We start from the raw sequence: 25,258 nt of genomic DNA on the forward strand, positions 1-25,258 counted from the left end.
TTGCTTTCGCATATGAATTAAAGATAATTCATGTTAATTTTGCGCTCGCAAATTCAAAAGTATTCAATTAAAACCTTTGTAATTTGTTGTTTTTTAGTTAGTTATTAAAGTATTAAATACTTGTAAGTTTTCTAAATTTTCAGCTGTGTAAGATTAAAGATATTTTCCTTATATCATTTTTATCTATTTTGAATTAGTACACTTTTTAGTAAGAATAGTAAGGATCACAAACCGTCTAATTGATTTTAGATGGTTTTTTTATTTGTAAAAATAACACTACAATTTTTAATGTTAAAAAGAAATAAAATCTTGTTAAAATTAATTTAATTTTATAAGTTGCGCCCCTTAATTCAAATAAACTATAATGAAAAGAAAAATTAAAGGGCTGTTAGTTCTGGTGTTTGTTCTTACAACGCAATTGTTTTTTGCGCAGGAAAGAACAATATCTGGGATTGTGGCGGACGCTGTTGGACCAATTCCAGGAGCAAATGTTGTTGTAAAAGGTACAAGTAATGGTGTACAATCTGATTTAGATGGAAAATATTCGATTAAAGCAAAGACCGGGGATGTTTTGGTTTTTTCTTACATGGGAATGAAGGATAATGTTATAACAGTTGGAACAACGTCCGTAATTAATGCAAAGTTACAAGAAGATGGAAAGGAATTAGATGAAGTAGTTGTTGTGGCATATGGTACAGCTAAAAAAACTTCATATACAGGTTCAGCAACTCAAATTAAATCAGAACAATTAGAAAGTCGACCTTTAACAAATGCTTTGTCGGTTTTGGAAGGATCTACATCAGGAGTTCAAATTCAAAGTTCAGCTGGTCAGCCGGGTTCCGCTCCGGAGATTAGAGTGCGTGGATTTAGTTCAATAAATGGTTCAAATACACCACTATATATTGTAGATGGAGTTCCTTATGCAGGAGATATAAGTAATTTAAATTCAAGTGATATTGAAAGTTTAAGTGTTTTAAAAGATGCTTCTTCCACTTCACTCTATGGTTCCAAAGCTGCTAACGGAGTAATTATAATTACTACAAAAGCAGGAAAGTCAGCAAAAGATAAATTTACTTTAAACATGAGTACCGGTATAACTTCACGTTCTATCAAAGATTATAATCGAGTTAATGCTTATGATTATTATCCTTTAGAATGGGAAGCAATACGAAACAGTCGTCCTATGGCTAATCAGGCACAAATCGATGCAGCAAATACTTATGCTTCTTCAAGAGTTCCTGTTGTTTTGGTTACAAATCCTTTTAATGTACCAAATAATAGTATAGTGGGTACAGACGGGAAATTGAATCCAGATGCGAAATTATTATATCCGCAGGATCTTGATTGGGCAAAACAATTAGAAAGAGCCGGAGTTCGTAAAAATGTTGATTTTTCTTATCAGGGAAAATCAGAAAAATCTAATTATTTTGCTTCTCTTGGTTATTTAAATGAGGAAGGTTATATACAAAAATCAGGTTTTGAAAGAACGACAGGAAGATTAAACCTGAATACAAGTTTAAAAGAATGGTTTAAAACCGGAGTGAATATGTCTGGGGCTTTAACCAATTCTAAATTAGGAACTGATGGAGTAGAAAATAATGCTTCATTTAAAAATCCGTTTAGAACGATAAGAACAATGGGACCTATTTATCCTGTTTTCGATCATACTGAAAATGGAGATTATTTATTAGATGATAATGGTGATAAAGTTTATTCGACAGTTCGCGGTTCCGGTGCTTCTAATGGTCGAAATGTTGTGTATGAAACTCTAAATGATACAGACGTTGTAAAAGGATTGGCACTTTCTGCGAGGGCTTTCTTTGAAATTGATTTTACTAAAGATTTGAAATTTACAACAAATGCTTCTATCGATAAGTCATATTCGAATAGAACCTATTCTTATAATACATTAATTGGAGATGGAGCACCTACAGGATTAATGGGAAAAGAAGATAAGATCTTAACGGGAATTACTTATAACCAATTACTGAATTATTCTAAAAAATTTGGAGCTCATTCTTTTACAGCTTTATTAGGGCACGAAAGTTTTGACTACGAAAAAAACTGGACAAGCAGCAGCAAAACGGGGCAAGTGGCGCCAGATATAATTGAGTTTGTTAATTATGCGACTACAACGGGTTTAACATCTTATACAAGAAATTACGCTACAGAATCTTATTTTTCAAGAATCGGTTATGATTATATGGACAAATACATATTTTCAGCATCATTACGTAGAGATGGATCTTCAAAGTTTGTCGAAAATAATCGCTGGGGTAATTTCTGGTCTTTAGGTGGAGCGTGGGTAATTTCTAAAGAAAATTTCATTAAAGATTATTCTTGGATTAATGACTTAAAATTGAGAGCTTCGATTGGAAAAGTTGGAAATGATTCTCACATAATAGGTGATACGAATGATTCTGGAACAAAAATAAAGGGATTAAACTATTACGTTAGTCAGCCTACTTATAGTTTAGGTTATGATAACGGAAGTGAAGGAGGTACTTTAATTTATGCATCTGCAGCACCTGACTTAAAATGGGAAGTTAATACTCAAAGAGATCTTGCATTAGAATTTGGATTATTTAAAAATAGACTAAAAGGAAGTGTTGAATATTATAATAGAAGCACCGACGGTCTTATTTTCGCTGTTCCTAATCCGCTATCTTCTGGTTTAGATTATAGAATGGAAAATATTGGTTCTATGGTTAACAAAGGAATTGAAGTAGCACTAGATGGTGTAATTCTTAAAACCAATGATTTTTCATGGAGTCTGAATGTAAATGCATCTACAATTAATAATAAAATCACTAAACTTCCTCAGGGAGAAATTATAGATGGAACAAAAAAACTTTCGGTGGGGCATTCAATTTATGATTATTGGTTAAGAGACTGGTATGGTGTAGACCCAGCTGATGGATATGCATTATATGTAGTAGATCCAAAATTTGTAGCTGCTAATGATGCTACAGTAAGAGTTGTAAATGGAGTAAATGTAACCACAGATCAAAATAAAGCACTTTATCATTATGCTGGTTCAGCTATACCAGATTTGTTTGGAAGCTTTGGAAATACATTCAAATATAAAGGACTTCAGTTAGATGTTTTGTGTTCTTATCAAATTGGTGGCCAAATGTATGATAGTAATTACGCTGTATTAATGCATACCGGAAATAATTACGGTTCAGCTTTTAGTACTGATATTTTTAGAAGATGGCAGAAACTAGGTGATATTACAGATGTACCTCGTTTGGATATAAGTAGAAATACACAAGCTGCAGCAGCTTCTGACAGATGGTTAAAAGGCTCAGATTATTTAGCATTAAGACAAATCAATTTATCTTATAAAGTGCCTTCTGAATTTATATCAAAATTAGAAATTGATAATGCTTCTGTTTACATAAATGGAGAAAACTTAATGTTATTTACAAAGCGCAAAGGAATGGATCCAACACAAACTTTTGACGGAACTGCACAAAATAGATACATACCTGCAAGAGTAATAACACTAGGTCTGAATTTAAATTTTTAACATTATGAAAACAAATTATATTAAAATAATGGTTGCCTTAATAGCAGTAACTATTTTAGGATCTTGCTCAGATGATTTTTTAGATAAAAAACCAACAGAATATGTAGACAATGCCGGTGCGACAACAACAACCGAAAACTTAATGACACTGTTGAATGGAATCCATAGATCTTTATATAAAAATTACGAAGATCAAAGTCAAACTGGTTTAGGTGGTTTGATGCAGCAAACTGATATTGTTGGTGACGATGTAGTTTTTCCAATTACAAACGGTTGGTTTTTGCAAATGTACAATTGGAGTTCGGTAAGTAATGAAAACTCTGTAGATCTTCGTTTTCCTTATAGAACTTATTACAGGATAATTCGAAATGCAAATACAATAATAAATTCAACCGATGCAGCAGTTGGTACAACTGCTGATAAAAATGTAGTAAAAGGTCAAGCCTTATTATATCGTGCATTTTGCAACTTTCAATTAGTACAGTTATTTGGTAAAAGATATGTAAACGGAGAAAACAATTCTCAATTGGGAGTTCCGATAGTTTTGACTGTTGGAAATGAAAAAAATCCTCGTTCTACAGTTGAAGAGGTATATACGCAGATAAATAAAGATTTAGATGAAGCCAATATTTTATTGGTTGGGTATTCAAGGCCAAATAATTCTCATTTAAATTTAAAAGTTGCTCAAGGATTAAAAGCCCGTGTAGCTTTGACTCAGGGTAATTGGCAAATTGCTGCAGAATATGCTAATAAAGCTAAATCAGGAGTGACTTTAATGTCGATGGCAGATTACGGCTCTGGTTTTAATGATTATAACAATAAAGAATGGATGTGGGGAAGTCATATTAATGAAGTTCAAACGGAATATTTTGGAAATTTTGGAGCTTATATGTCTAGAAATTTTAGCTCAACAGTAATACGTTCTTGTCCAAAAGCAATTAATAGTAAGCTTTATGATATGATTCCATCAACAGATGTTCGTGCTGCAATATTTGATAAAACAGGAAAGCATACTTCATTAGCATTGCCTTCAAATTTTGCTAGATTCCCATATACAAGTCAAAAATTCCTGGCAATAGATGCCGGAGATAGTAGATGTGATGTTCCTTATATGCGTGCCGCTGAAATGTATTTGATAGAAGCAGAAGCAAAAGCGAGATTGGGAGAAGCTGATGCAGCCAAAGTACTTTTTGATTTTGAAGTAACAAGAAACCCTTCTTATACTTTATCAATTAATACAGGTCAAACTTTAATTGATGAAATATTATTACAAAGAAGAATTGAATTATGGGGTGAAGGATTTAGATTTTTTGATTTGAAACGTAATAACTTGCCATTAGACAGAACTGGAGCAAATCATGATTCAGGTATAACAAATGGAGTTTTATATGTAGCTCCTTCAGATAAAAGATGGCAATGGTTAATTCCTAAAGATGAAATCAATGCCAATCCTTTAATTGAGCAAAATGAATTGTAATTCTTTAATGATGAAACGTCTAGGTTTCTAGATTCATTTTATAAAAAAAAGCCGGTAATCTTAAAATTACCGGCTTTTTTACAACTAACACAAACATTTTTTATTTTACGAACTTGTCGATAATTGCATCAGATTCTGCTTTTGTTGCAGTTGGTTTTAAATCAAACAAAAGAGAATAAAGTGCTTTTCTATCAACCTTAGCTTCTAAGTTTAAGTCTTTATGTCTGTCGAAAAGAGTCTGCCATTTGTCACGAACATTTTTCCAAAGAGCATTATTTTCTTTCCACCATTTTTGAGCAGCGACACATTTGATGTCTGGAACTTTAGTGTAAACATCAAATCCTTTTTCTTGTGCTAACAATACATCTTTTCCAGCATCATCACGAATAAGTTTATCGTTATCTTGCTCATGATTCCATCCTGTAGCAGTAATTTCGTGAATATTTCTTCTTTTTAAAACATTATAGTCATTACGTTTTGTCTGCTCTCTTCTTGGAAGTGGAGCATCAGCAACGTTTGTCCAGTAATCTTGTCCGTCAACATGTACCCAAGTTGAAGATCCTTCATATCTTGGACTATCATCTACCTGATATACTTTTTGAGTCCACTGACCTTTAACAGCTTTTTTGTCAAGTTTTTTATATTTCCAAGAAGTTCCTTTATCAAAAGAATATAAGTCTGTGTTTTCAAATAACCAATCTTGTCTCCAGTGTTTGATAATCATGTCATCACTTACAATTAATAAGTGCTGCATAACAATTTTGTTTGGAGTATCTTCTAACAATTCTACCCATTCTAAAGCAGATTCATGTTTAGTTTGTGAAGGTTTGTATGTAGCTGAATCTTTAGCATATTGAAAAGTTTCAGCAAAGTTGAACTTCACTTCATAACAACCACACATAGATTTAATTGATTTTATGTCTTGTTGTTTCTTGTCCTGACTAAAACCAAGACCACATGTTAAAGCCATAATGGCTGAAAAATAAAGGCTTTTTGAAATCATAACTTATTATTTGTTTTTAATTTTTTGCAAATATATAAATTTTATTTAGAACAATTAAAAATAGTTATATATTTGCACCGATTATTAAGATTGAATAAAAATAATGAAAATAAAATTATCCCTTTTTGCTGTATTAACTTTCTGTCAAATCTCATTTGCGCAGCAAAAAGATACTATTGCGTCACGAGAAAAACTTTCTGAAGTTGTTGTTACAGGGCAGTTCGAACCGCAATCAATAAAGAAATCAGTATTTAATGTTCGCGTTATAACTAAAGAGAATATAAAGCAACTGGCTGCAAATAATTTAGCAGATGTACTAAATCAGTATTTGAATATTAGCGTGACATCGAATGGAAATGACGGACGTTCAAAAGTTTCTATGTTTGGATTAGATGCACAGTATTTTAAAATTTTGATTGACAATATACCTTTAGTAAGTGACACAGGAATGGGTACTAGTGTTGATTTAACTCAGGTAAATCTTGATGATGTTGAGAGAATTGAAATTATAGAAGGTTCAATGGGAGTAACTCATGGAGCAAATGCTGTATCTGGGATCTTAAATATTATTACTAAAAAAGGAGGAGGTTATAAATGGCAGATTGGCGCAACTGTTCAGGAAGAAACGGTAGGTAAGGAGTTTGCATTTTTTGATAAAGGCCGTCATATTCAATCAGCAAAAATTGGTCATAATTTTAATGAAAATTGGTTTGTAAATATTGGAGGAAATCGCAATGTCATGGCTGGTTACTATGATAATATGCAAGGAAAAGATTATGATAAAAATGATGGATTTAGAGGATATACACAGCTTCCGAAAGAACAATTGGTGGGAAATGCCATTTTGGGCTACCAAAAAAATGCTTTTAGAATTTTTTACAAATTTGATTATTATGGCGAAGATGTTCATTACTACAGTCCAATTGTAAACATACAAGACAATTATCCATTTGCAGATACGTATTTTTCGAGAGACAAAAGATATATAACCAATCGTTATTATCACCATTTAAATGCCAGTGGAAATCTTTTTTCGAGGTTAAAGTATAATGTTTCAGTTTCTCAACAGAAACAAGAACGCGATTTAGAGAATTTCGTTTATCATTTAGATACAAAACAAGAGGTAGATAACGAAAGAGACACTTATCAATCAAAAGAGGTATTTTATTCTACAGGGACATTGAGTAATTTCTTCGATAATAAAAAGGTGGACTTTCAGCTTGGTTATGAAATTACAAACGAGAATGGCTTTTATGATTCTTCAGTAGGAGCTTTTAGAGATGATAATCAACAAGGTGTAGATATTAGAAAGAGACTTGAGAATTATGATATTTATTCGGTTGCCGAAATTAGTATAAATGATAAATTCTCAATTCGCCCAGGGATTCGATTTTCATTTCAAAGCGCTTTTGACAATCAATATGCAAGTTCTTTAGGTTTAAGATATCTTTTTGATAAAGGGCTAGAGGCAAGAGCTTCTTTGGGTAAATCTTATCGTACTCCAAATTTTGATGAGTTGTATACTTATTTTGTAGATTCAAACCATAACATGCAGGGAAATGCAGATTTGATTCCTGAAACAAGTACTTCTTATGAGTTTAGCTTAAAGAGAGCTTGTACTTTTGATTCTGGTGCTCAAATATCGAACAACTTAGCTGTTACGTATCTGGATGTTGACGATAGAATTGATCTAGTTACAACACAGGTAACTCCTTTACATTATAAATATGTTAATATCAACAGATATAAAATGTGGAACGTTTCAACGGTAGAACAATATACTTATAAAAACTGGAATGTAATGTTAGGCGCTGCTGTAGTTGGAATTTCTAGAAGACTTGATTTGGCGGCTGAAAACTTAGTATCTGATGATAAATTTTTCTACTCGTTTAGATTAAATTCAAGTATCTCTTATAATATTACAAAATGGAATACTTTGTTAGCTGTTTTTTATAAATATAATGGACAGCAGCAACAATATGTTGCAGGATCTGACAGTGATGGAAAACCTGGATTCTTTTTAAACGAACTTAAGCCATTTAGCTGGATGGATGCTTCTATTCGAAAAACATTCTTTAAAAATCAATTTGAAGTTACCGTTGGGGCTAGGAACCTTTTCGACGTTACCAATCTGCAATCTGTGCAAAATGGCGGCGGTGATACTGGTGGTGCGCACGGAGGAGGAACAACCTCTGAAATGCTGGGTTACGGCCGATCTTACTTTTTAAAACTTTCATATAATCTAAATTTTAATTAATAAATCAATACCATGAAAAAGAACTTTATTTTAATACTATCTTTTGTATTACTTGCTATTGGGGCTTGTAGTAGTGATGATGAAGTGGCTCAGGCTAACGCTGTAGCTTTTGCTTCTACGTCGTTAAATTTAACAGCGGAATCAACTCCGATCGAAATTAAATTTGCCTCTCCAACTGCATCTGCGGGGTCATTAACATTGACTGTTACTGAAACTGCAGTAGCAAATGGTACAGATTTTAGCACTACTCCAGCAGTAGCTGCAAGTACTGTTGTTGTACCTTTTGAGAAAAATGTTTCTTCAGTAAGTTTTACTTTTAAGAAATTAAAAGAAGCTATTGAAGGAGAAGTTAAAAATGTGGTTTTCACTATTAAGAGTATAACAATTAATTCTGTAATTTCTGAAAACAAATCAATCCAGGTAAACTTTAATGAGACAGCTTCTTTAGGAAATGCGTTAGCTCCAGGAGTTGGTGGTCCAACACAGCCAAATCAGGTTTTTGTTGATTTAAGCAGCGGAAAAATGACTGCTGTTCCTAGAGTTTCTTGGGATTTAGGATTTGCTTCTGGAACAGATTTTAGAGTAATAATAAATCACACTGTAAGAATGTCTGCTAAACAAACAACTAGTGTAAATATTGATGAAGTTCAAGCAGAAGATGCAACTATGCTTGTTAATGGTAGCGGAAGTACTACTCAAGTTGATGACCCAGCAGGAGATATTACTAAAACAGCTATTGCATCAATCTCTGCAACTGATTCTGATAACAAAGTATATGTAATCAATATGGGAAGTAATCCTGGGACAATTGCTCCTGAAATTGGCAAGGAAGGTACAGGTACAGGGCCTTCAAGAGGATGGAAAAAAGTTAGAATTTTAAGAAGCGGTAATGATTATAAAGTTCAGTATGCTGATATTGCAGCTACAACTCACGAAGAAATCATTGTTTCAAAAAATGTAGCATTTAACTTTACTTTCTTAAGCTTATTAGATAAGAAAACAGTTAGTGTAGAGCCTCAAAAAACATTATGGGATATTAGTTTCACAAGCTTCACCAATACAACTTCATTTGGAACAGGTTTAGTTCCTTATAATTTTGCAGACTTCGTTTTAAATAACGTTAAAGGTGGTGCAAAAGCTTACCAAGTACTTACAACAGCTTTTACATATGATGCTTTCACATTAGCAAATGTTGATAATACAAAATTTACAGACGATCAAAGAAATATTGGTTCAAATTGGAGAGGAACTACAGGAGGAACTGATGCAAATGGTAATCCAGTTTCTTTATTTGTAGCAAAAACAGATCGTTTCTTTGTGGTTAAAGATCCAGCAGGAAATGTTTATAAAGTAAGATTTACTGCAGGTGTTAACGCAGCTGGTGAAAGAGGAAATCCAACTTTTCAATACGCTATCTTGAAATAAAAAATAATTTTAATAACCTCGGATAATTTATTATCCGAGGTTATTTTTTAGTCTATAATTAATTTTAACATGAAGAAAATTACTTTTATTTTATTATAATTTTATTTTGAGGTTTATTTTAAATCTCTGTATTTGATTTGTATGGATCTAAAGTAGAAATTCCATTAAGTATAAAATTGTAAATTGAAAAAAATGAAATAATTATTTGTATGTAAAGTAATCTCATATTATGAAAAAAAAAATACTAATAATGGCTTTGCTTTTTTTTGTAAAGTTTGGTTTTGGTCAAAATACAGTATCATATAGTTCTTTAAATACTACTTTGACTTTAAATTCTGGAGTAGAAGGAACATCAGATATAATAGTTAACTGTTCTGGAAGTAGTGGTACTCCAGTAGTGCTTAATACTTTTTTTTTATGTGGTAATCCAGATGGTTATATTTCTTATGTAGCCACAAATGGACACTCATTAACTCCAGGGCAAACTACTACTCTAAAATTTAAATTCAAAAAAACTGTAACTACAGATACTCAAATAATCTATAAGTTTAGTACAAATGGAAGCTGTTTTCAAGATGAATCAAAAATGATTAAAGTTACTGTAAATTACAAGGCTTCTACCACGCCAACAAATCCTCCTGTAAGTACAAGTACTATATACTGGCAAAGTAACAGGTTTTTTTATGTGGGTGAATATGATAAGGTTTACATGGGAGGGGATGGTGCTCCAGATGTAACATATGAATGGGAAAAACTGCGAGAGGCTAATGTTTGGGTTAAAATTCCTGGAAAAACAAGCTCCTCAATTATGTTTTCTGATTTAGAGCTAGGAAGAACATATTTTAGAAGGATTTTAAAAAATACTTCTTCGGGTAATATTTATTATAGTAATGAACTTATGTTGCTAATTGTACCTCTTGTCTCAAATAATACAATAACATTAACAGGTTCTATAATTGAAGGCAGCTCTCCTGAAGGAGGTATGTATAATTATACATATAAATGGTATGCATACGTTGTGGAGGGAGAGGATCCTTGGCTAATTGGAGAATCACAATCTTGTACAGTTCCTGCGAATGTTTACAATTTTATGCAGACAGTTGGGATAAATAAAGTTCCTATCGTTAGAGAAGTAAAATCTGAATACAGGACTTTTTATAGTAATTTTGTTAATCTTGCCCGTCCAGTAGATATTACTAACAATAATATTAATTTAGTTGGAAGTAATATTTTGGGTAGTCTCCCAAATGGTGGTATTGGGGTTTTTGATTATGAATATTATCTTTATCAAGAATTTGAAGGTGAAATTATAGGAGAGCCAGCATTGGTAGGAAAAAATCAGAATCTTCCTTTAGCTAATTATGGAGGGCTGACTACAAAAATTTATAGAAAAATTATCTCGGGCAATAAAACTTCAATAAGTAATACAATTATAATTAATCCTTCTGCAAGTTTTGCTAAGACCACATCCACAAGTGCCAAAACTTCTACAGATCTAACCGCATACCCAAACCCAGCATCTGAATCAATAAACTTCTCAACCAACTTTACAACAGATAAAGAAATTGAGATCGTTTTGTACTCAGAAAATTTAGGAAATGAGAAATCTGTGTTTAAAGGAAAAGTAACACCAAACCAAGTTGTAAATTGGAATATTCCTTCTAGTTATCAAAAAGGAATTTACTTCTACAAAATCTTATCAGACAATAAAGAAGTCAAAACCGGAAAGGTTATTTTCAAATAAACAGCATCAAAAATTTAGTTAATCATTAGCTTTGTTTTTTTTATTTTTTTTTGATTTAGAGGTTAGATTTATCTAACCTCTTTTTTTTATTTCTTTATTATTAAAAATGAATGTTTAATTCTATCTTTGTCTACATTTATACATTACGAATTAATAGGAATTTTACAACAATTTTTAATTTTCGTAATTATTTCTTTTAAATTTTATTTATTAAGTGAATACTAAGTCATATTTCTTTCAATCTTTCGCAATCGTAGCATTAGCATTTGTTGCTTTTATTGGTTTTAAACAAATCTTACCAGATAAAATATTTTCTGATAGTAAAGTAGATTCCAAAAATGTACTTATAGACAGCTTGCTTCTGGAGTCAGTAGCGAAAGATTCATTGTCCTTAAAAAGCGACAGCATCGAAGAAAGCGAGCGTAAATTAGGTCAGCAGAAAATTGTTTACGATGCTTCTGAAGGAATCGAATTTCCATCTGAAACCTTCGATAATTACAAAGGATATCAATATCTGATTTCTTTTTACGAAAAATTATATCAATTGGAACAGAATCCGCAAAGGCATGTTAGAATTGCTTATTACGGAGATTCTATGACCGATGGAGATTTAATTGTTCAGGATGTACGTAACAATTATCAGGACCGCTTTGGTGGAAACGGAGTTGGTTTCGTGTCCATAACTTCAGAATCTGCAGCGTCAAGAGGTTCAGTTAGATCTACCTATTCTAAAAACTGGAAGACACAATCGTACTTAAATGTAAAAAGACCAGCAAGCCCTTTTGGTGTAAACGGACATGTGTTTTTTGCAAATGATCAGACAAATCCAACTTGGGTTCAATATGAAGCCGGACTTCCTAAACATACAACGACTTTAGATAATCCAACCTTGTTTTATGGAAGAGCATCTAAAAGAGGAAACGTAAATTTCATTATTGGAAAAGATACATTGAAAAAAAGCCTTTCCCCAAATAACTTAGTAAACACTTTAAAAGTTACTTCGGGAAGTATAAAAGCTTTCAAAGCAAACTTTATTCACGCCGATTCTATTCCAATTTATGGATTTAATTTTGACAATGGCATTGGTGTTCACGTTGATAATTTCTCTCAACGAGGAAATTCAGGATTGCCAATTTCTATGTTTGATGCCAGTGTGATGCAGGCTTTTGACAATAATTTGAAATACGATTTAATCGTCCTTCATTACGGAACTAACGTATTGAATTACGGAACCAAAAACTATTTCTGGTATGAAAAAGGAATGACAAAAACTGTAAATAAAATAAAAGAATCATTTCCGGGAGTTTCTATTTTAATTGTTTCAACAGCAGATAAATCGACTAAATATGATTTAGAAATGAAAACAGATTCTGCAGTTGTTCCATTAATGAAAGCACAGAAAAAATATGCTTTAGAAACCGAATCAGGATTTGTAAATTTATATACCTTAATGGGCGGTGACGGATCGATGGTAAAATGGGTCGATGAAACTCCGGCAAAAGCCAATAAAGATTACACACACTTTAACCAAAGAGGAGCAAAAGCAATTGGTAATTTGTTATACAGTCAGTTAAATAACGGATACGAACAATATAAAATTTTACGTCAAAAACGTGAAACAGGTGTTAGACCTAAAGCGATTAGAAAACCCAAAGCAGATTCCGTCTCTGTAGAAAAAGATAGCGTAAATGAATAAACTTATTATTTTCTTTTGTTGTCTATTTTTCTCAACAAATGATAAACCGCAAAATCCAGTTTCACCTCCAATAACTAAAAATATGGTTAGTAAAGTCGATTCAACAACAGTTGAATCTTTCAACGGAAATAATATTTACAACGCGACAGTTTTAGAAAGTTTTTTTAAGAAATTAAAAGACAATGAAAGCGATAACAATCAAAAGATAAATATTGTTCATATTGGAGATTCTCATATTCAGGGAGATTTAATGACCAATGAAATAAGGAAAAATCTGCAAAGAAAATTTGGAAATGCGGGCCGCGGATTAGTTTTTCCGTATCAACTGGCTAAGACAAACGGATCTTATAACGAGCGTTTTCGCTGCAATAGAGTTTGGGAAACCTATCGAAATATATATCCGATTAGAAATTATCCTGTTGGTTTAAGCGGTATCGGACTTTGGAGAGATTCTGGCGGATTTGTTTTAGAATTGAATATTAAAGATCCGGTATATAAGTTCAATTCAATAAAAATAATAACACCCAAAAATGAAGACATGTTTGATTTGTCAACAGCATCTCAAACCAAATTTATTGAAACGGCAGAACCAAAAATAATTAAGCATAAAATTAAAAAAGGAGAAGCGATCTCTGTAATTGCAGATAAATACAATGTTTCGATTACTGAAATAAAAAGAGCAAATTCGCTAAAATCAAATAACATTCGTGCAGGAAGAATATTAAGAATTCCAACAAACGAAACGCAGTCAAGAAACATAAAAACATCTGAATATGTTTCTTTAAACATGGAATCTGATTCGTATTCACATTATTATAATTCAGAAAAAGCGTTAGACAAGATTTATTTGATTCCGAATAAAAAAGCTTCAAAATTCGAGTTAAACGGAATTGTTTTAGAAAAAGATGCGCCGGGATTAATTTACAGCGGCATCGGAGTAAACGGAGCAAAATATTCAGATTATAACAAGTATCCGTTGTTTTTTGAACAGTTAAAAGCTTTACATCCTGATATGCTGGTTTTTTCACTCGGAACAAATGAAAGTTATGAGAAACTGGAATCAGGAAATTACATCAAACAATTAAGAGAGTTTATAAGCAACATAAAAGCGCAGAATATAAATGTTCCAATAATTGTAATGACGCCGCCGCCGTCTCTACTTAGAAAAAGACCGAACACTTTTATTCAAGATTACACCAAACAAATTATCGAAATAGCACAAACAGATGGTTTTGCAGTTTGGGATTTATACGATGAATTTGGCGGAATGGAAGGAATTCGAAATCTAAAATCGGCAAAATTAATAGGCCCGGATTGGGTTCATTATTCTAAAAAAGGATACGAAAAACAAGGAAATTTGTTTTCAGAGGCATTTTTAAAAGCATACGATAATTTTAAATTAAAGAAGTAAGTTGATAGCAATAGATAACATCAATAATTGGTTCGTCCAAAATTTTGGTGCAATTACAATAGAGCAAGTTAAAAGCTGGTTTATTTATAATCCAGACGAAAAACTATTATTTAATACAGGTTTATTCTTAGGATTATTTCTGGTTTTTTATTTTGTGTACGGCTTTTTACGCAAAACATTTTATTTAAGATTAACGTACGTTATTCTCTTCTCGCTTTTCTTTTATTACAAGTCAAGCGGAATTTACTTTTTACTATTACTACTTTCTTCAGTTGTAGATTATGGCTTGAGCCAAATTATCTATAAAGAGACTAAAGTCAGCACCAAGAAAATATATTTGGTAATAAGTGTAATTCTGAATTTAGGATTACTGGGTTATTTCAAGTACATGAATTTTATGATTGGAACATACAACGATATGTTCAATGGACATTTTAAATTTCATGATATTTTCCTTCCAGTCGGAATTTCGTTTTATACCTTCCAATCGATGAGTTACATTATTGAGATTTACCGTGAGGAAATTAAACCAACAAAAAACTACATCGAATATTTATTTTTTGTTTCGTTTTTCCCGCAGTTAGTTGCCGGACCAATCGTGCGAGCAAAAGATTTTTTACCGCAGATTTATCAAAAGCTAAACTTAACAAGACAAGATGTAAACAACGCCTTGTTTTTGATTATTGGTGGATTAATTAAGAAAACGGTAATATCAAATTATATATCAATAAACTTTGTAGATCGTGTTTTTGATACGCCTTTAAATTACACTTCGTTCGAAAATCTAATGGCCTCTTACGGATATGCCATCCAGATTTATTGCGACTTTTCAGGATATTCAGATATGGCAATTGGAATCGCTTTGTTACTCGGATTCAAATTACCAGCCAACTTTAGAACGCCATATAAATCAACTTCGATTACAGATTTCTGGAGAAGATGGCACATTTCGCTTTCAACCTGGTTAAAAGATTTCTTATACATTTCTATTGGTGGAAACAGAGAAGGTTCATTCGCAGGATTCTTATTCCCAAGTTTATTCTTCTTCGGATTATTACTTTGGGGAATCACAAGTTACAATACCAGCATAATTCCGTTGATTATTGCATCAATTTCGATTGCACTATTTTGTTTGTCATTTCTGCTTTCGAATAAAAGAAAACAAACTTTAGTAACCAATCTAAATCTTTTTACCACAATGCTTTTAGGCGGATTGTGGCACGGAGCGGGAGCGCAATTTATAGTTTGGGGAGCTTTACACGGATTAGCTTTAGCGGTTCACAAAATTTTCCTTGAATTCTTTCCTTCTAAAAAAGACGGGAAAAGTAATTTCTTATGGAGATTTTTCTCCATTCTAATTACATTTCATTTTGTAGTTTTCTGCTGGATCTTTTTCAGAGCCAGAGATTTCGAAACAGCCTTACAAGTAATCAATAATATTGGTCAGTTAACTTTCGAACCACAAAACTGGAAAGCCATAGTTTTAGGATATAAAAATGTATTCTTATTAATGTTATTCGGATATGTTTGGCATTTCTTACCAGAAGTTATCACAGACAAAATGAAATTGGTTTTCGATAAAACGCCATTATTAATAAAAGCAATAATTCTGGGCTTCGTTTACTGGATCGTTTACGCAACAGCAGTTGCCGGTTCACAGCCGTTTATCTATTTCCAATTTTAATTTAGAAGGTTCAGAGGAACAAAGTTACAAAGGCGCAAAGGTTTTTTCTTTTGCGCTTTTTTTTCTCGCAGATTTAGCAGATATAGCTGATTTTTTCATGTTTAACCTTAAAATAATCTGCCCAATCTGTTTAATCTGCGAGAGATAAAAACTTTGCGACTTAACAAGAAAAAACAAAATAAACTTTGTGTCTTTGTGCCTTCGTGGCAAAAAATTGCACACAAATAAAAATTGCCTGAAATATCTAATTAGATTATCTTTGCACTTCAAATAAAGAAAATAGTATGTTTGATAATTTAAGTGATAAGTTAGATAAAGCGTTCCATATATTAAAAGGACACGGTAAAATTACAGAAGTAAACGTTGCCGATACCTTAAAAGAAGTTCGTCGTGCCTTACTTGATGCCGACGTTAACTTTAAAATTGCTAAAGATTTTACAACCAAAGTAAAAGAAAAAGCAATTGGTCAGGACGTTTTAACAACGCTTCAGCCAGGACAATTATTGGTGAAGCTGGTAAAAGATGAGCTGACAGAATTAATGGGAGGTGATGTTGCCGGAGTTAATTTATCTGGAAATCCAAGCGTTATATTAATGTCTGGACTTCAAGGTTCTGGTAAAACTACTTTCTCAGGAAAATTAGCTAACTTCTTAAAAACGAAGAAAAATAAAAAACCACTTCTTGTAGCGTGTGATATCTACCGTCCGGCGGCGATCAATCAGTTACATGTTGTTGGAGATCAAATAGGTGTTGAGGTTTACTCAGAACCAGAAAATAAAAATCCTGTTGAGATTGCTCAAAACGCAATTAAACATGCAAAAGCAAACGGTTTCAATGTTGTTATTGTCGATACTGCAGGACGTTTAGCAGTTGATCAGGAAATGATGGATGAAATTGCACGTGTTCACAAAGCAATTCAGCCACAAGAAACATTGTTCGTTGTCGACTCTATGACAGGACAAGATGCTGTAAACACAGCAAAAGCTTTCAACGATATCTTAAATTTTGATGGAGTTATCTTAACGAAATTAGATGGTGATACTCGTGGTGGAGCAGCAATCTCGATTAAATCGGTTGTAAACAAACCAATCAAATTTGTAGGTACAGGCGAGAAGATGGAAGCAATTGATGTTTTCTATCCAGATCGTATGGCTGAGCGTATTTTAGGTATGGGAGACGTTGTCTCGCTTGTAGAAAGAGCTCAGGAACAATTTGACGAAGAAGAAGCAAGAAAACTTCAAAAGAAAATCGCTAAAAACGAATTCGGTTTTGACGACTTCTTAACGCAGATTCAGCAAGTAAAGAAAATGGGTAATATGAAAGACTTGGTCGGAATGATACCAGGAGCTTCAAAAGCCATGAAAGATGTAGAAATAGAAGATGATGCTTTTAAACATATTGAAGCAATCATTCACTCCATGACACCAGGAGAAAGAAGCAAACCAGCCATTATCGACGTAAAAAGAAAAGCCAGAATCGCTAAAGGTTCCGGAACGAAAGTCGAGCAGGTAAATCAGTTAATGAAGCAGTTTGACCAAATGAGCAAGATGATGAAGATGATGCAAGGTCCGGGCGGAAAAAACCTGATGAAAATGATGGGAGGCATGAAAGGAATGCCAGGCGGAATGCCGAGATAAAATAAAAGTTTAAGGTTTAAAGTTTCAAGTTATAAGCTGGAATTTTAGACCTTAAATTTTATAACTGAATTAATATAAGAGAAGAGTAACTTCTCACTTCTAACTTAGAACATTTAACTTTTAGAAAACAATGCAACTACTAGACGGTAAAAAAACATCTAACGACATTAAAAACGAAATTGCAATCGAAGTTCAATCAATAAAAGATGCAGGAGGAAAAGTGCCTCATTTAGCAGCGGTTTTGGTTGGTAACAATGGTGCAAGTTTAACTTATGTAGGAAGTAAAGTAAAATCATGTCAGGAAATTGGATTTGACTCAACTTTAGTAAGTCTGCCAGAAACAATTACTGAAGACGAACTGCTTGCTAAAATTAAAGAGTTAAATGAAGATGATAATCTAGACGGATATATCGTTCAGTTGCCTTTGCCAAAACACATCGACGAGCAAAAAATCTTGTTAGCAATTGATCCAGATAAAGATGTAGATGGATTTCATCCAACGAACTTTGGTAGAATGGCGCTTGAAATGGAAAGCTTTATTCCAGCAACACCATTCGGAATTATGGAATTGTTAGAGCGTTACAAAGTTGAAACTGCAGGAAAACATACTGTTGTAATTGGAAGAAGTCATATCGTTGGGCGTCCAATGAGTATTTTAATGAGCCGTAAAGGAAATCCGGGAGATTCAACAGTTACGTTGACTCACAGCCGTACTAAAAACTTAGAAGAATTTACTAAAAATGCTGATATTATTATTACAGCTTTAGGAGTTCCTGAATTTTTAAAAGCGGATATGGTAAAAGAAGGAGTAACGATTATTGATGTTGGAATTACTCGTGTAGATGACGCATCAAACCCAAAAGGATATGTTATCAAAGGTGACGTTGATTTTGACGGTGTAAGCAAAAAAGCATCATTTATTACACCAGTTCCAGGTGGAGTAGGACCAATGACAATTGCAATGTTGCTTAAAAATACACTTTTAGCACGTAAAATGAGAAGCCAAAAAAACAAGTAATTTGTTTCTAAATATATTTACAAAGCCTGTTCAAACGAACAGGCTTTGTTGTTTTTAATATATAATTAATACTTTAAAGTTTTGGTTCTTAAAAATAAAGGATACTTTTGCCACACTTAAAAAACACTTCTCCAAATGGACGATTATTATTCGTTAGTATTAAATTAAAAGCAGCTTTTGAAATCTTTCAAAATGCTGCGTTAAAACCCTGTATTTTGAAATGAAAGCCTTTTACACAAATGACAACGGATTACTAGAAATACCAAAATGGACTCCAAACTGCTGGATAAGCATTGAAGATCCATCAGAAACAGAAAAAAAATATTTACTAGAAGAACTTCAAATTCCCGAAGCTTTTTACAATGATATTGAAGATATCGACGAAAGACCCCGTATCGAAATCGAAGACGGCTGGACGCTTATCATCATGCGCGTTCCCATAAAAAGTAACGACATAAAACTCCCTTTTCAAACCATTCCGCTAGGCGTAATTTTTAAAAATGATGTATGCGTAACCATAACTTTTTACAAAACAGAAATCATATATGATTTTATGTTGTATTCCCGACGCAAAAACATTCAGGTTAAAGACAATTTCGACTGGGTTTTGAGATTGCTTCTTTCATCAAGCGTTTGGTATTTGAAATACTTAAAACAAGTCAATCAAAAGATAAAACTGGCAGAGGATAATTTAGAAAAGTCAATTAAAAATGAAGAATTACAAGCATTGCTTCAAATCGAAAAATGTTTGGTATTCTTTATTACCTCATTAAAAGCAAACGATGTTTTATTTCAAAGAATAAAAAATCTAAAAGCGCATAAAGCAAATTACGATTCAGATTTACTGGAAGATGTCGAAATCGAATTAAGTCAGGCACAGGATACGGCCAATATTTACAGCAATATCTTAACTGGAATGATGGATGCGTATGCTTCGGTAATTTCGAATAATATGAATAACATCATGAAGCAGATGACTTCAATTTCGATCATCTTAATGATTCCAACCTTAATAGCCAGTTTGTACGGAATGAACGTGCCAAATGGTCTGGAAGAAAGTAAATACGGAATCTGGATTCTGCTTTTAGTTTCCGTTATCTTATCAACTTTTGGAGTCTTTTTATTCAAAAGAAGAAGATGGTTTTAAATTGAAAAATAGAAAAAATATAAAAGCCTGTTCGTTACGAATAGGCTTTTTCGTTTCTATACTTTGGGCGTGACCGTCCCGATATAAGAAGGCCAATATACTTTATGTAAATACACCTTCTTATATCGGGACGGTCGGGCTATCCGCGCTACTTCGGTAGCCAGCTCCTATCCCTCACGCGGCTCTCAGGTAATATCAAATCCCGTTCGTGCAAGGTATGATTATGAATGTTAATTAAAATGTGTAGTCCCTACGGGACAAAAAAATGATGGTAAATGAATTCTTGCTACCGATATTTAATCTCTCCGAGATACTCCGTTAGGAGTTATATATCGGTAGTAATAATACAATTTCACCGGTAAAATATCCCGTAGGGATTATATATTTTGTGATGTAACAAATTCATTCATTATATCTACCATTTAATTTAATTAAAATAAAAACTCAATTTTTATTTGTCAATTCAAAATAAATAATAACTTTGTAACGCAAAGTACTTTAATTATGAATCAAAAACACCAAGAAGATTTAGCACATATTCGTTCCATGATGGAGCGTTCTTCAAGATTTATATCGTTAAGCGGACTTTCAGGAGTTTTCGCGGGACTTTCGGCATTAATAGGCGGATTGTATGTCTATCAGCTTTTTAAAGTAAATGGAATAGAGTATTTTACGGATGAACACATAATATTATCTGGAAGCTTAGTTTCAGAATTAATCTGGATTGGTGTAATAATTTTAGTTTGCGCATTTGTATTCGGAACCTTTTTTACCGTTAGAAAAAGCAAAAAATACAATTTGCCAATTTGGACCTCTGCCACAAAAAATATGTTATTTAATCTGGCAGTTCCACTTGCAGCAGGAGGAATATTTTGTTTAGCATTAATATATCACGGATATTACGGTTTAGTAGCGCCTTCGACTTTACTATTTTACGGACTAGCGGTTATTAATGCCGAAAAATATACATTTTCAGATATAAAGTATTTAGGCTTTTCTGAACTTTTGCTAGGATGTATTTCACTTTTTTATATTGGATATGGTTTAATATTTTGGATCTTAGGATTTGGTATCCTGCATATCGCATATGGATTGGTGATGTTCAAAAAATACAAATAACCCAATGGGAATTATTGATAAACTAAATAAAGATTTTGAAAGCCGTGTCAGACTGGGGATTATGTCCGTTCTGATGGTTAACGACTGGGTAGATTTTACCGAGATGAAAACGCTTTTAAATATCACCGATGGTAATTTAGCAAGTCATTCTTCAGCATTGGAGAAATCTGAATACATCGAAGTTAAGAAAGAATTTGTTGGTAAAAAACCAAAAACATCTTATCAGGTAACGCCGCTAGGCCGCGCAGCGTTTAAAGAACACCTTTCTTATCTCGAAAAATTAATGAAATCGTAATAACTATATTTTTTTACCTAAAAACTTTGAATTACAAAGTACTTTTAAAAATTAAAATCATGAAAAAACATCAAATTATTTTAGCTTGTACAGCGGTTTTTATACTGCTTTTTTACAATGAATCTGTGGGAATCAACATTTCTATTTTTGGAGTGATACTTACTCTGTTAATTAGTTATTTCTTTCAGGAAAAGTTTGTAAACAGATCACATCTTGTTCTTGTAATGACTTCTATTTTGTCTTGTTTTGCCTTTGCGTGGTATGGAGACGCTGCATCATTTTTTGCTTTAGCTTTATCAATTCTGTTTTTACAATTTAAAACGCAGGATGGAGAACTTAAAATCGTTCAGATTTTTCCCTTAATATTCCTAAACGGAATCACTACAATAGGACGTATTTTTATATTTAGCCAATGGCTTCCTGAACGAAAAATTCACAACGACATTGCTAAAAAACTAGTAGCGTTTGTAATTATTCCGGTAATATTTCTTGGATTATTTTTTATCGTTTACTCATTCGGAAGCAATCATTTCTCTTCATTGTTTACTGATTATACATTAGATATTAATCTACCTCAATTAATCGCTATGTGTATTTTAGGATTTTACATCTCATTCAGTTTTTGGAACTACTGGGTTCCGGATATTTCTTATCAGTTCAACCCAAAACTAAACAATGAATTCACGAATATTGCTGAAGTAAAAAATCAAAGTACATTCTCATTCTTAGACTTGGATTTTGAAAGAAAAAGCGGAGTGATCACATTATTTATGCTAAATGTTATGCTTCTAATTTTCATTGGAACATATAATTACGAACAATTTTTTGAAGTAGTCGAAAAAACAAACTTAAGCGCCGATACGCACGAACGTGTAAATGCAGTAATATTTTCAATTTTAATGGCAGTTGGCGTAATCTTATTTTACTTTAAAGGAGGTTTTAACTTTGATGAAAAAGCTACAACATTAAAAAACCTGGCAAAAGTATGGATTGTATTAAATGTAGTTTTAATTGTAAGCGCCATCGTTAAAAACTCAGAATATGTTTCTTTCTATGGTTTAACATACAAACGTCTAGGAGTTTATGCTTTTTTAATTTTGGCTATTATAGGTTTAGTTTATTCTTTTTTAAAAATAACGAAACAAAAAACCAATGCCTATCTTTTCAATCAAATGATTTGGTATTTCTATGCAACAATTCTTTTATGCAGTTATGTAAATTGGGGAAATTTAGTAACCAATTATAATATTTCGGTAAACAAAGGAGTAGAACCAGTATTTTTAAGCGGATTAAACTTTAATGATGATGCCAGAAGAGAATATCTTTCAAAAAATAATTTAGACGGAAAATATCCAGAAGCGGTAAGAGAAGAATTAATTTCAAATTATCAAAATGCAGGTTTTTTATCTAAGGCTTTGTATTATGAATTTTTAGATAATAAGAAATAAATTAAAAAGTCCCATTTGAAATTTCAAATGGGACTTTTATTTAATTGTTGTCACCTCTTTTTCTAAATCGGGGATCGTGTTTTGAAATAAATGTTGTTCTTCGATTAGAACTTTGACTTGGAGTTTCAACTTTAGGAAAACTCGCTTCTTCCGTTTTACTCGAAGGTTCAATTAACTGATTTAATTCTTTAATTTCAGCATCGGTTAAATCGCGGTAACGCCCAACCGGAACATCCAAAGAAATATTAATAATTCGGATACGTTTAAGTGCCGTTACTTCATAACCCAAATATTCAGACATTCTTCTAATCTGACGGTTTAAACCCTGAGTCAGAATTATTTTAAAAGTGTATTTACTAATTTGTTCTACTTTACATTTCTTGGTAACGGTATCCAGAATTGGAACACCATTTCCCATTCGTTGTATAAAACGATCAGTAATAGGTTTGTTTACCGTAACCGTATACTCTTTTTCGTGATTGTTTCTGGCACGTAAAATCTTATTTACAATATCACCATCATTCGTCATAAAAATTAATCCTTCACTCGCTTTATCCAATCTTCCAATTGGAAAAATACGTTTCGGATAATTGATATAATCCACAATATTATTTCGGACTTCTAAGTTAGTGGTGCATTCGATTCCAACCGGTTTGTTGAAAGCCAAATAAACCATTTTTTCGTGCTTTTCCACGATTAACTTTCCGTCTATGCGTACTTCATCATCTGGCGAAACTTTAGTTCCCATTTCCGGCACAGCGCCATTTATTGTTACACGTCCTTCTTCAATTAATTTATCGGCTTCACGACGAGAACAATATCCCGTTTCACCAATAAATTTATTAAGACGTTTAAGATTTTCTTCCATACTGCAAAAGTAGGCAAAAAAATGATTTTAGATTTTAGAATTCAGATTTTAGATTTTTGTGAAGAAAACTTAGTCCCGATAACTATCGGGATAGCAACTTAGAACCTCAGAACCTTTTTTTAATCATGAAAAATCGAACTATCCTCAGGAGTTTCTTTTCTTTCAAACATTCCGTAGTCACGAACAACTCTAGCAATTCTTAAATGATAATCTTTAAAAACTTCATTTCGACCTTTTGACTGCGCAGCACGATGCATTTCAAGATTCCTCCATTGTTGAATACTTTCTTCATCTCTCCAAAAAGATAAAGACAAAACTTTTGAAGGATCAGAAAAACTCTGAAATCGCTCAATAGAAATAAAACCTTCGATATGGTCTAATTCTGGTCGCAGACTTGCAGCGATATCAAGATATTCTTCTTTTTTTCCTTCATTCGGAATAACTTCAAAAATTACAGCTATCATTTTAATTGTAGATTTTAGATTTTAGATTTTTGGAAAAACTTTGTCCCTTTGAACCTCTGTTACTTTGTGCCTTCAAAAAGAAACTCAATCACTTTTTGATACAATTCATCATCATGCATTCCGTGGCCTAAGCCTTTGGTTTCAATAAACTGACTGTTTTTCCAGTTGCTTGCTATTTTTTTTCCTTCGGCGAAAGCCACAATTTTATCAGAAGTATCATGCGCAATGAAACCAGGAATAGTAAATTGAGATGCAAATTTTTGTCCTGAAAAATCTTCCAGTTTAAAGTTGAAGCGATTTATGAATTTGCTTTCTAAAAGAGTTAACATTTTGTTGTTTAGACTCAGCATTGAAATGTAATTATCAATCAAAGTTTTTAAATCAGAAGGAGCGCCAAGAATAACCATTTTATTAATGCTCGTATTCGGAAATAAATATTGATGATAAACGCAGGCTGCACCACCAATAGAATGTCCAATAATAATTTCTGGCTGATATTTTTCTACCGCTTTATTGATGAATTCGGCATAAAGCGGAACATTAAATTCTTTTCCGCTGCTTTGTCCGTGAGCAGGTGCGTCAATTGCGATAATAGTACTTCCGGATTTTTGTAGATGAGGTAATGTTTTTTTCCAGCGTGAAGCATTACTTTCCCAGCCGTGAACCAATAAAATTTTGGTTTCGTTCCCTTTCCAGATATAGGTTTGAAAATGATGTTCGTTATGGTGAAAAATTTCTGTTTCGGTATTTCTTAAAACTTTTGGAAGCGTTTCTTTTTTTAATCTCCCAATTCGGGGCTGACTAAAAAGAGCATAAGAAAGTTCCATGGCTTTTTGCGGACGCACATAACTCAAAAAGTTAATATAAGATCCAACTGATTTTAATGTAATAAAACGGATGCTTTTTTTAATTCCCAAAACAAATAATTTAGTAGTAAAAATAATATTCGGGAATCGATCTAAAAAAGTTTCGCCACGAACTACACAAATTTAGCACGAATTTTTATTCCATTTAAAAACAAATTAAAAATTAG

The 25,258-nt window shown here is 32.6% G+C and carries 18 protein-coding genes; 14 read left to right on the forward strand and 4 right to left on the reverse strand.

What is annotated here, in order from left to right; genetic code table 11:
- Positions 1 to 364 precede the first annotated feature (364 nt).
- On the forward strand, positions 365 to 3,532 hold the full coding sequence (locus J2Y38_RS13840; RefSeq protein ID WP_309843520.1) for a TonB-dependent receptor: 3,168 nt from the start codon (positions 365 to 367) through the stop codon (positions 3,530 to 3,532).
- A gap of 4 nt (positions 3,533 to 3,536) precedes the next feature.
- Complete coding sequence (locus tag J2Y38_RS13845; protein ID WP_309843524.1) at positions 3,537 to 5,009, forward strand: RagB/SusD family nutrient uptake outer membrane protein; 1,473 nt, start codon at positions 3,537 to 3,539, stop codon at positions 5,007 to 5,009.
- A 100-nt stretch (positions 5,010 to 5,109) separates the two neighbouring features.
- On the opposite strand, the gene J2Y38_RS13850 is transcribed toward J2Y38_RS13845, so the two are convergent.
- Positions 5,110 to 6,012 carry a DUF6607 family protein gene (locus J2Y38_RS13850; RefSeq protein ID WP_309843527.1) on the reverse strand — a complete coding sequence of 301 codons (903 nt, stop codon included), beginning with the start codon at positions 6,010 to 6,012 and terminating at the stop codon, positions 5,110 to 5,112.
- Between the two features lie 103 nt (positions 6,013 to 6,115).
- Here J2Y38_RS13850 and J2Y38_RS13855 point away from each other — a divergent pair, with 103 nt between their 5' ends.
- From J2Y38_RS13855 to J2Y38_RS13910, 12 genes are all read left to right on the forward strand, one after another.
- Positions 6,116 to 8,269, forward strand: coding sequence for a TonB-dependent receptor domain-containing protein (locus tag J2Y38_RS13855; protein WP_309843528.1), 2,154 nt, complete (start codon positions 6,116 to 6,118; stop codon positions 8,267 to 8,269).
- Positions 8,270 to 8,281: 12 nt separating this feature from the next.
- The gene (locus J2Y38_RS13860) at positions 8,282 to 9,694 is read left to right on the forward strand and encodes an HmuY family protein (protein WP_309843530.1); all 1,413 of its coding nucleotides are present in this window, start codon (positions 8,282 to 8,284) and stop codon (positions 9,692 to 9,694) included.
- 229 nt (positions 9,695 to 9,923) lie between these two features.
- Positions 9,924 to 11,438 (forward strand): T9SS type A sorting domain-containing protein, encoded by a 1,515-nt coding sequence (locus tag J2Y38_RS13865; protein ID WP_309843531.1) that lies wholly within the window; start codon positions 9,924 to 9,926, stop codon positions 11,436 to 11,438.
- A 214-nt stretch (positions 11,439 to 11,652) separates the two neighbouring features.
- Complete coding sequence (locus J2Y38_RS13870; protein ID WP_309843533.1) at positions 11,653 to 13,134, forward strand: SGNH/GDSL hydrolase family protein; 1,482 nt, start codon at positions 11,653 to 11,655, stop codon at positions 13,132 to 13,134.
- Positions 13,127 to 14,545, forward strand: coding sequence for a GDSL-type esterase/lipase family protein (locus J2Y38_RS13875; protein WP_309843535.1), 1,419 nt, complete (start codon positions 13,127 to 13,129; stop codon positions 14,543 to 14,545). Before J2Y38_RS13870 ends, J2Y38_RS13875 begins: the two co-directional genes overlap by 8 nt.
- Position 14,546: 1 nt before the next feature.
- Entirely contained in the window at positions 14,547 to 16,229 is a 1,683-nt protein-coding gene (locus J2Y38_RS13880; protein ID WP_309843538.1) for an MBOAT family O-acyltransferase, read from the forward strand.
- A gap of 284 nt (positions 16,230 to 16,513) precedes the next feature.
- Positions 16,514 to 17,866: a signal recognition particle protein gene (ffh, locus tag J2Y38_RS13885; RefSeq protein WP_012022351.1), complete on the forward strand. Its 1,353-nt coding sequence runs from the start codon at positions 16,514 to 16,516 to the stop codon at positions 17,864 to 17,866.
- Between the two features lie 130 nt (positions 17,867 to 17,996).
- Positions 17,997 to 18,884, forward strand: coding sequence for a tetrahydrofolate dehydrogenase/cyclohydrolase catalytic domain-containing protein (locus J2Y38_RS13890; protein WP_309843540.1), 888 nt, complete (start codon positions 17,997 to 17,999; stop codon positions 18,882 to 18,884).
- Positions 18,885 to 19,104: 220 nt separating this feature from the next.
- Entirely contained in the window at positions 19,105 to 20,031 is a 927-nt protein-coding gene (locus tag J2Y38_RS13895) for a magnesium transporter CorA family protein (protein WP_309843541.1), read from the forward strand.
- A gap of 504 nt (positions 20,032 to 20,535) precedes the next feature.
- Positions 20,536 to 21,150, forward strand: a complete 615-nt coding sequence (locus tag J2Y38_RS13900) for a hypothetical protein (protein ID WP_180860757.1) — start codon at positions 20,536 to 20,538, stop codon at positions 21,148 to 21,150.
- A gap of 4 nt (positions 21,151 to 21,154) precedes the next feature.
- The gene (locus tag J2Y38_RS13905; RefSeq protein WP_053472423.1) at positions 21,155 to 21,445 is read left to right on the forward strand and encodes a transcriptional regulator; all 291 of its coding nucleotides are present in this window, start codon (positions 21,155 to 21,157) and stop codon (positions 21,443 to 21,445) included.
- A 59-nt stretch (positions 21,446 to 21,504) separates the two neighbouring features.
- The gene (locus J2Y38_RS13910; protein ID WP_309843544.1) at positions 21,505 to 22,893 is read left to right on the forward strand and encodes a DUF4173 domain-containing protein; all 1,389 of its coding nucleotides are present in this window, start codon (positions 21,505 to 21,507) and stop codon (positions 22,891 to 22,893) included.
- Positions 22,894 to 22,933: 40 nt separating this feature from the next.
- Here the strand turns inward: J2Y38_RS13910 and rluF are convergent, their stop codons facing one another.
- The 3 genes from rluF to J2Y38_RS13925 form a co-directional block, all read right to left on the reverse strand.
- On the reverse strand, positions 22,934 to 23,761 hold the full coding sequence (gene rluF, locus J2Y38_RS13915; protein ID WP_309843545.1) for a 23S rRNA pseudouridine(2604) synthase RluF: 828 nt from the start codon (positions 23,759 to 23,761) through the stop codon (positions 22,934 to 22,936).
- 119 nt (positions 23,762 to 23,880) lie between these two features.
- A complete protein-coding gene (locus J2Y38_RS13920; protein ID WP_309843548.1) occupies positions 23,881 to 24,225 on the reverse strand; it encodes an antibiotic biosynthesis monooxygenase in 345 nt (114 codons plus the stop codon).
- Positions 24,226 to 24,284: 59 nt separating this feature from the next.
- Positions 24,285 to 25,142 (reverse strand): alpha/beta hydrolase, encoded by an 858-nt coding sequence (locus tag J2Y38_RS13925; RefSeq protein WP_309843551.1) that lies wholly within the window; start codon positions 25,140 to 25,142, stop codon positions 24,285 to 24,287.
- Positions 25,143 to 25,258: the final 116 nt, after the last annotated feature.

Origin of the sequence: Flavobacterium sp. 2755 (assembly GCF_031455715.1) — a bacterium.
GTDB lineage: Bacteria > Bacteroidota > Bacteroidia > Flavobacteriales > Flavobacteriaceae > Flavobacterium.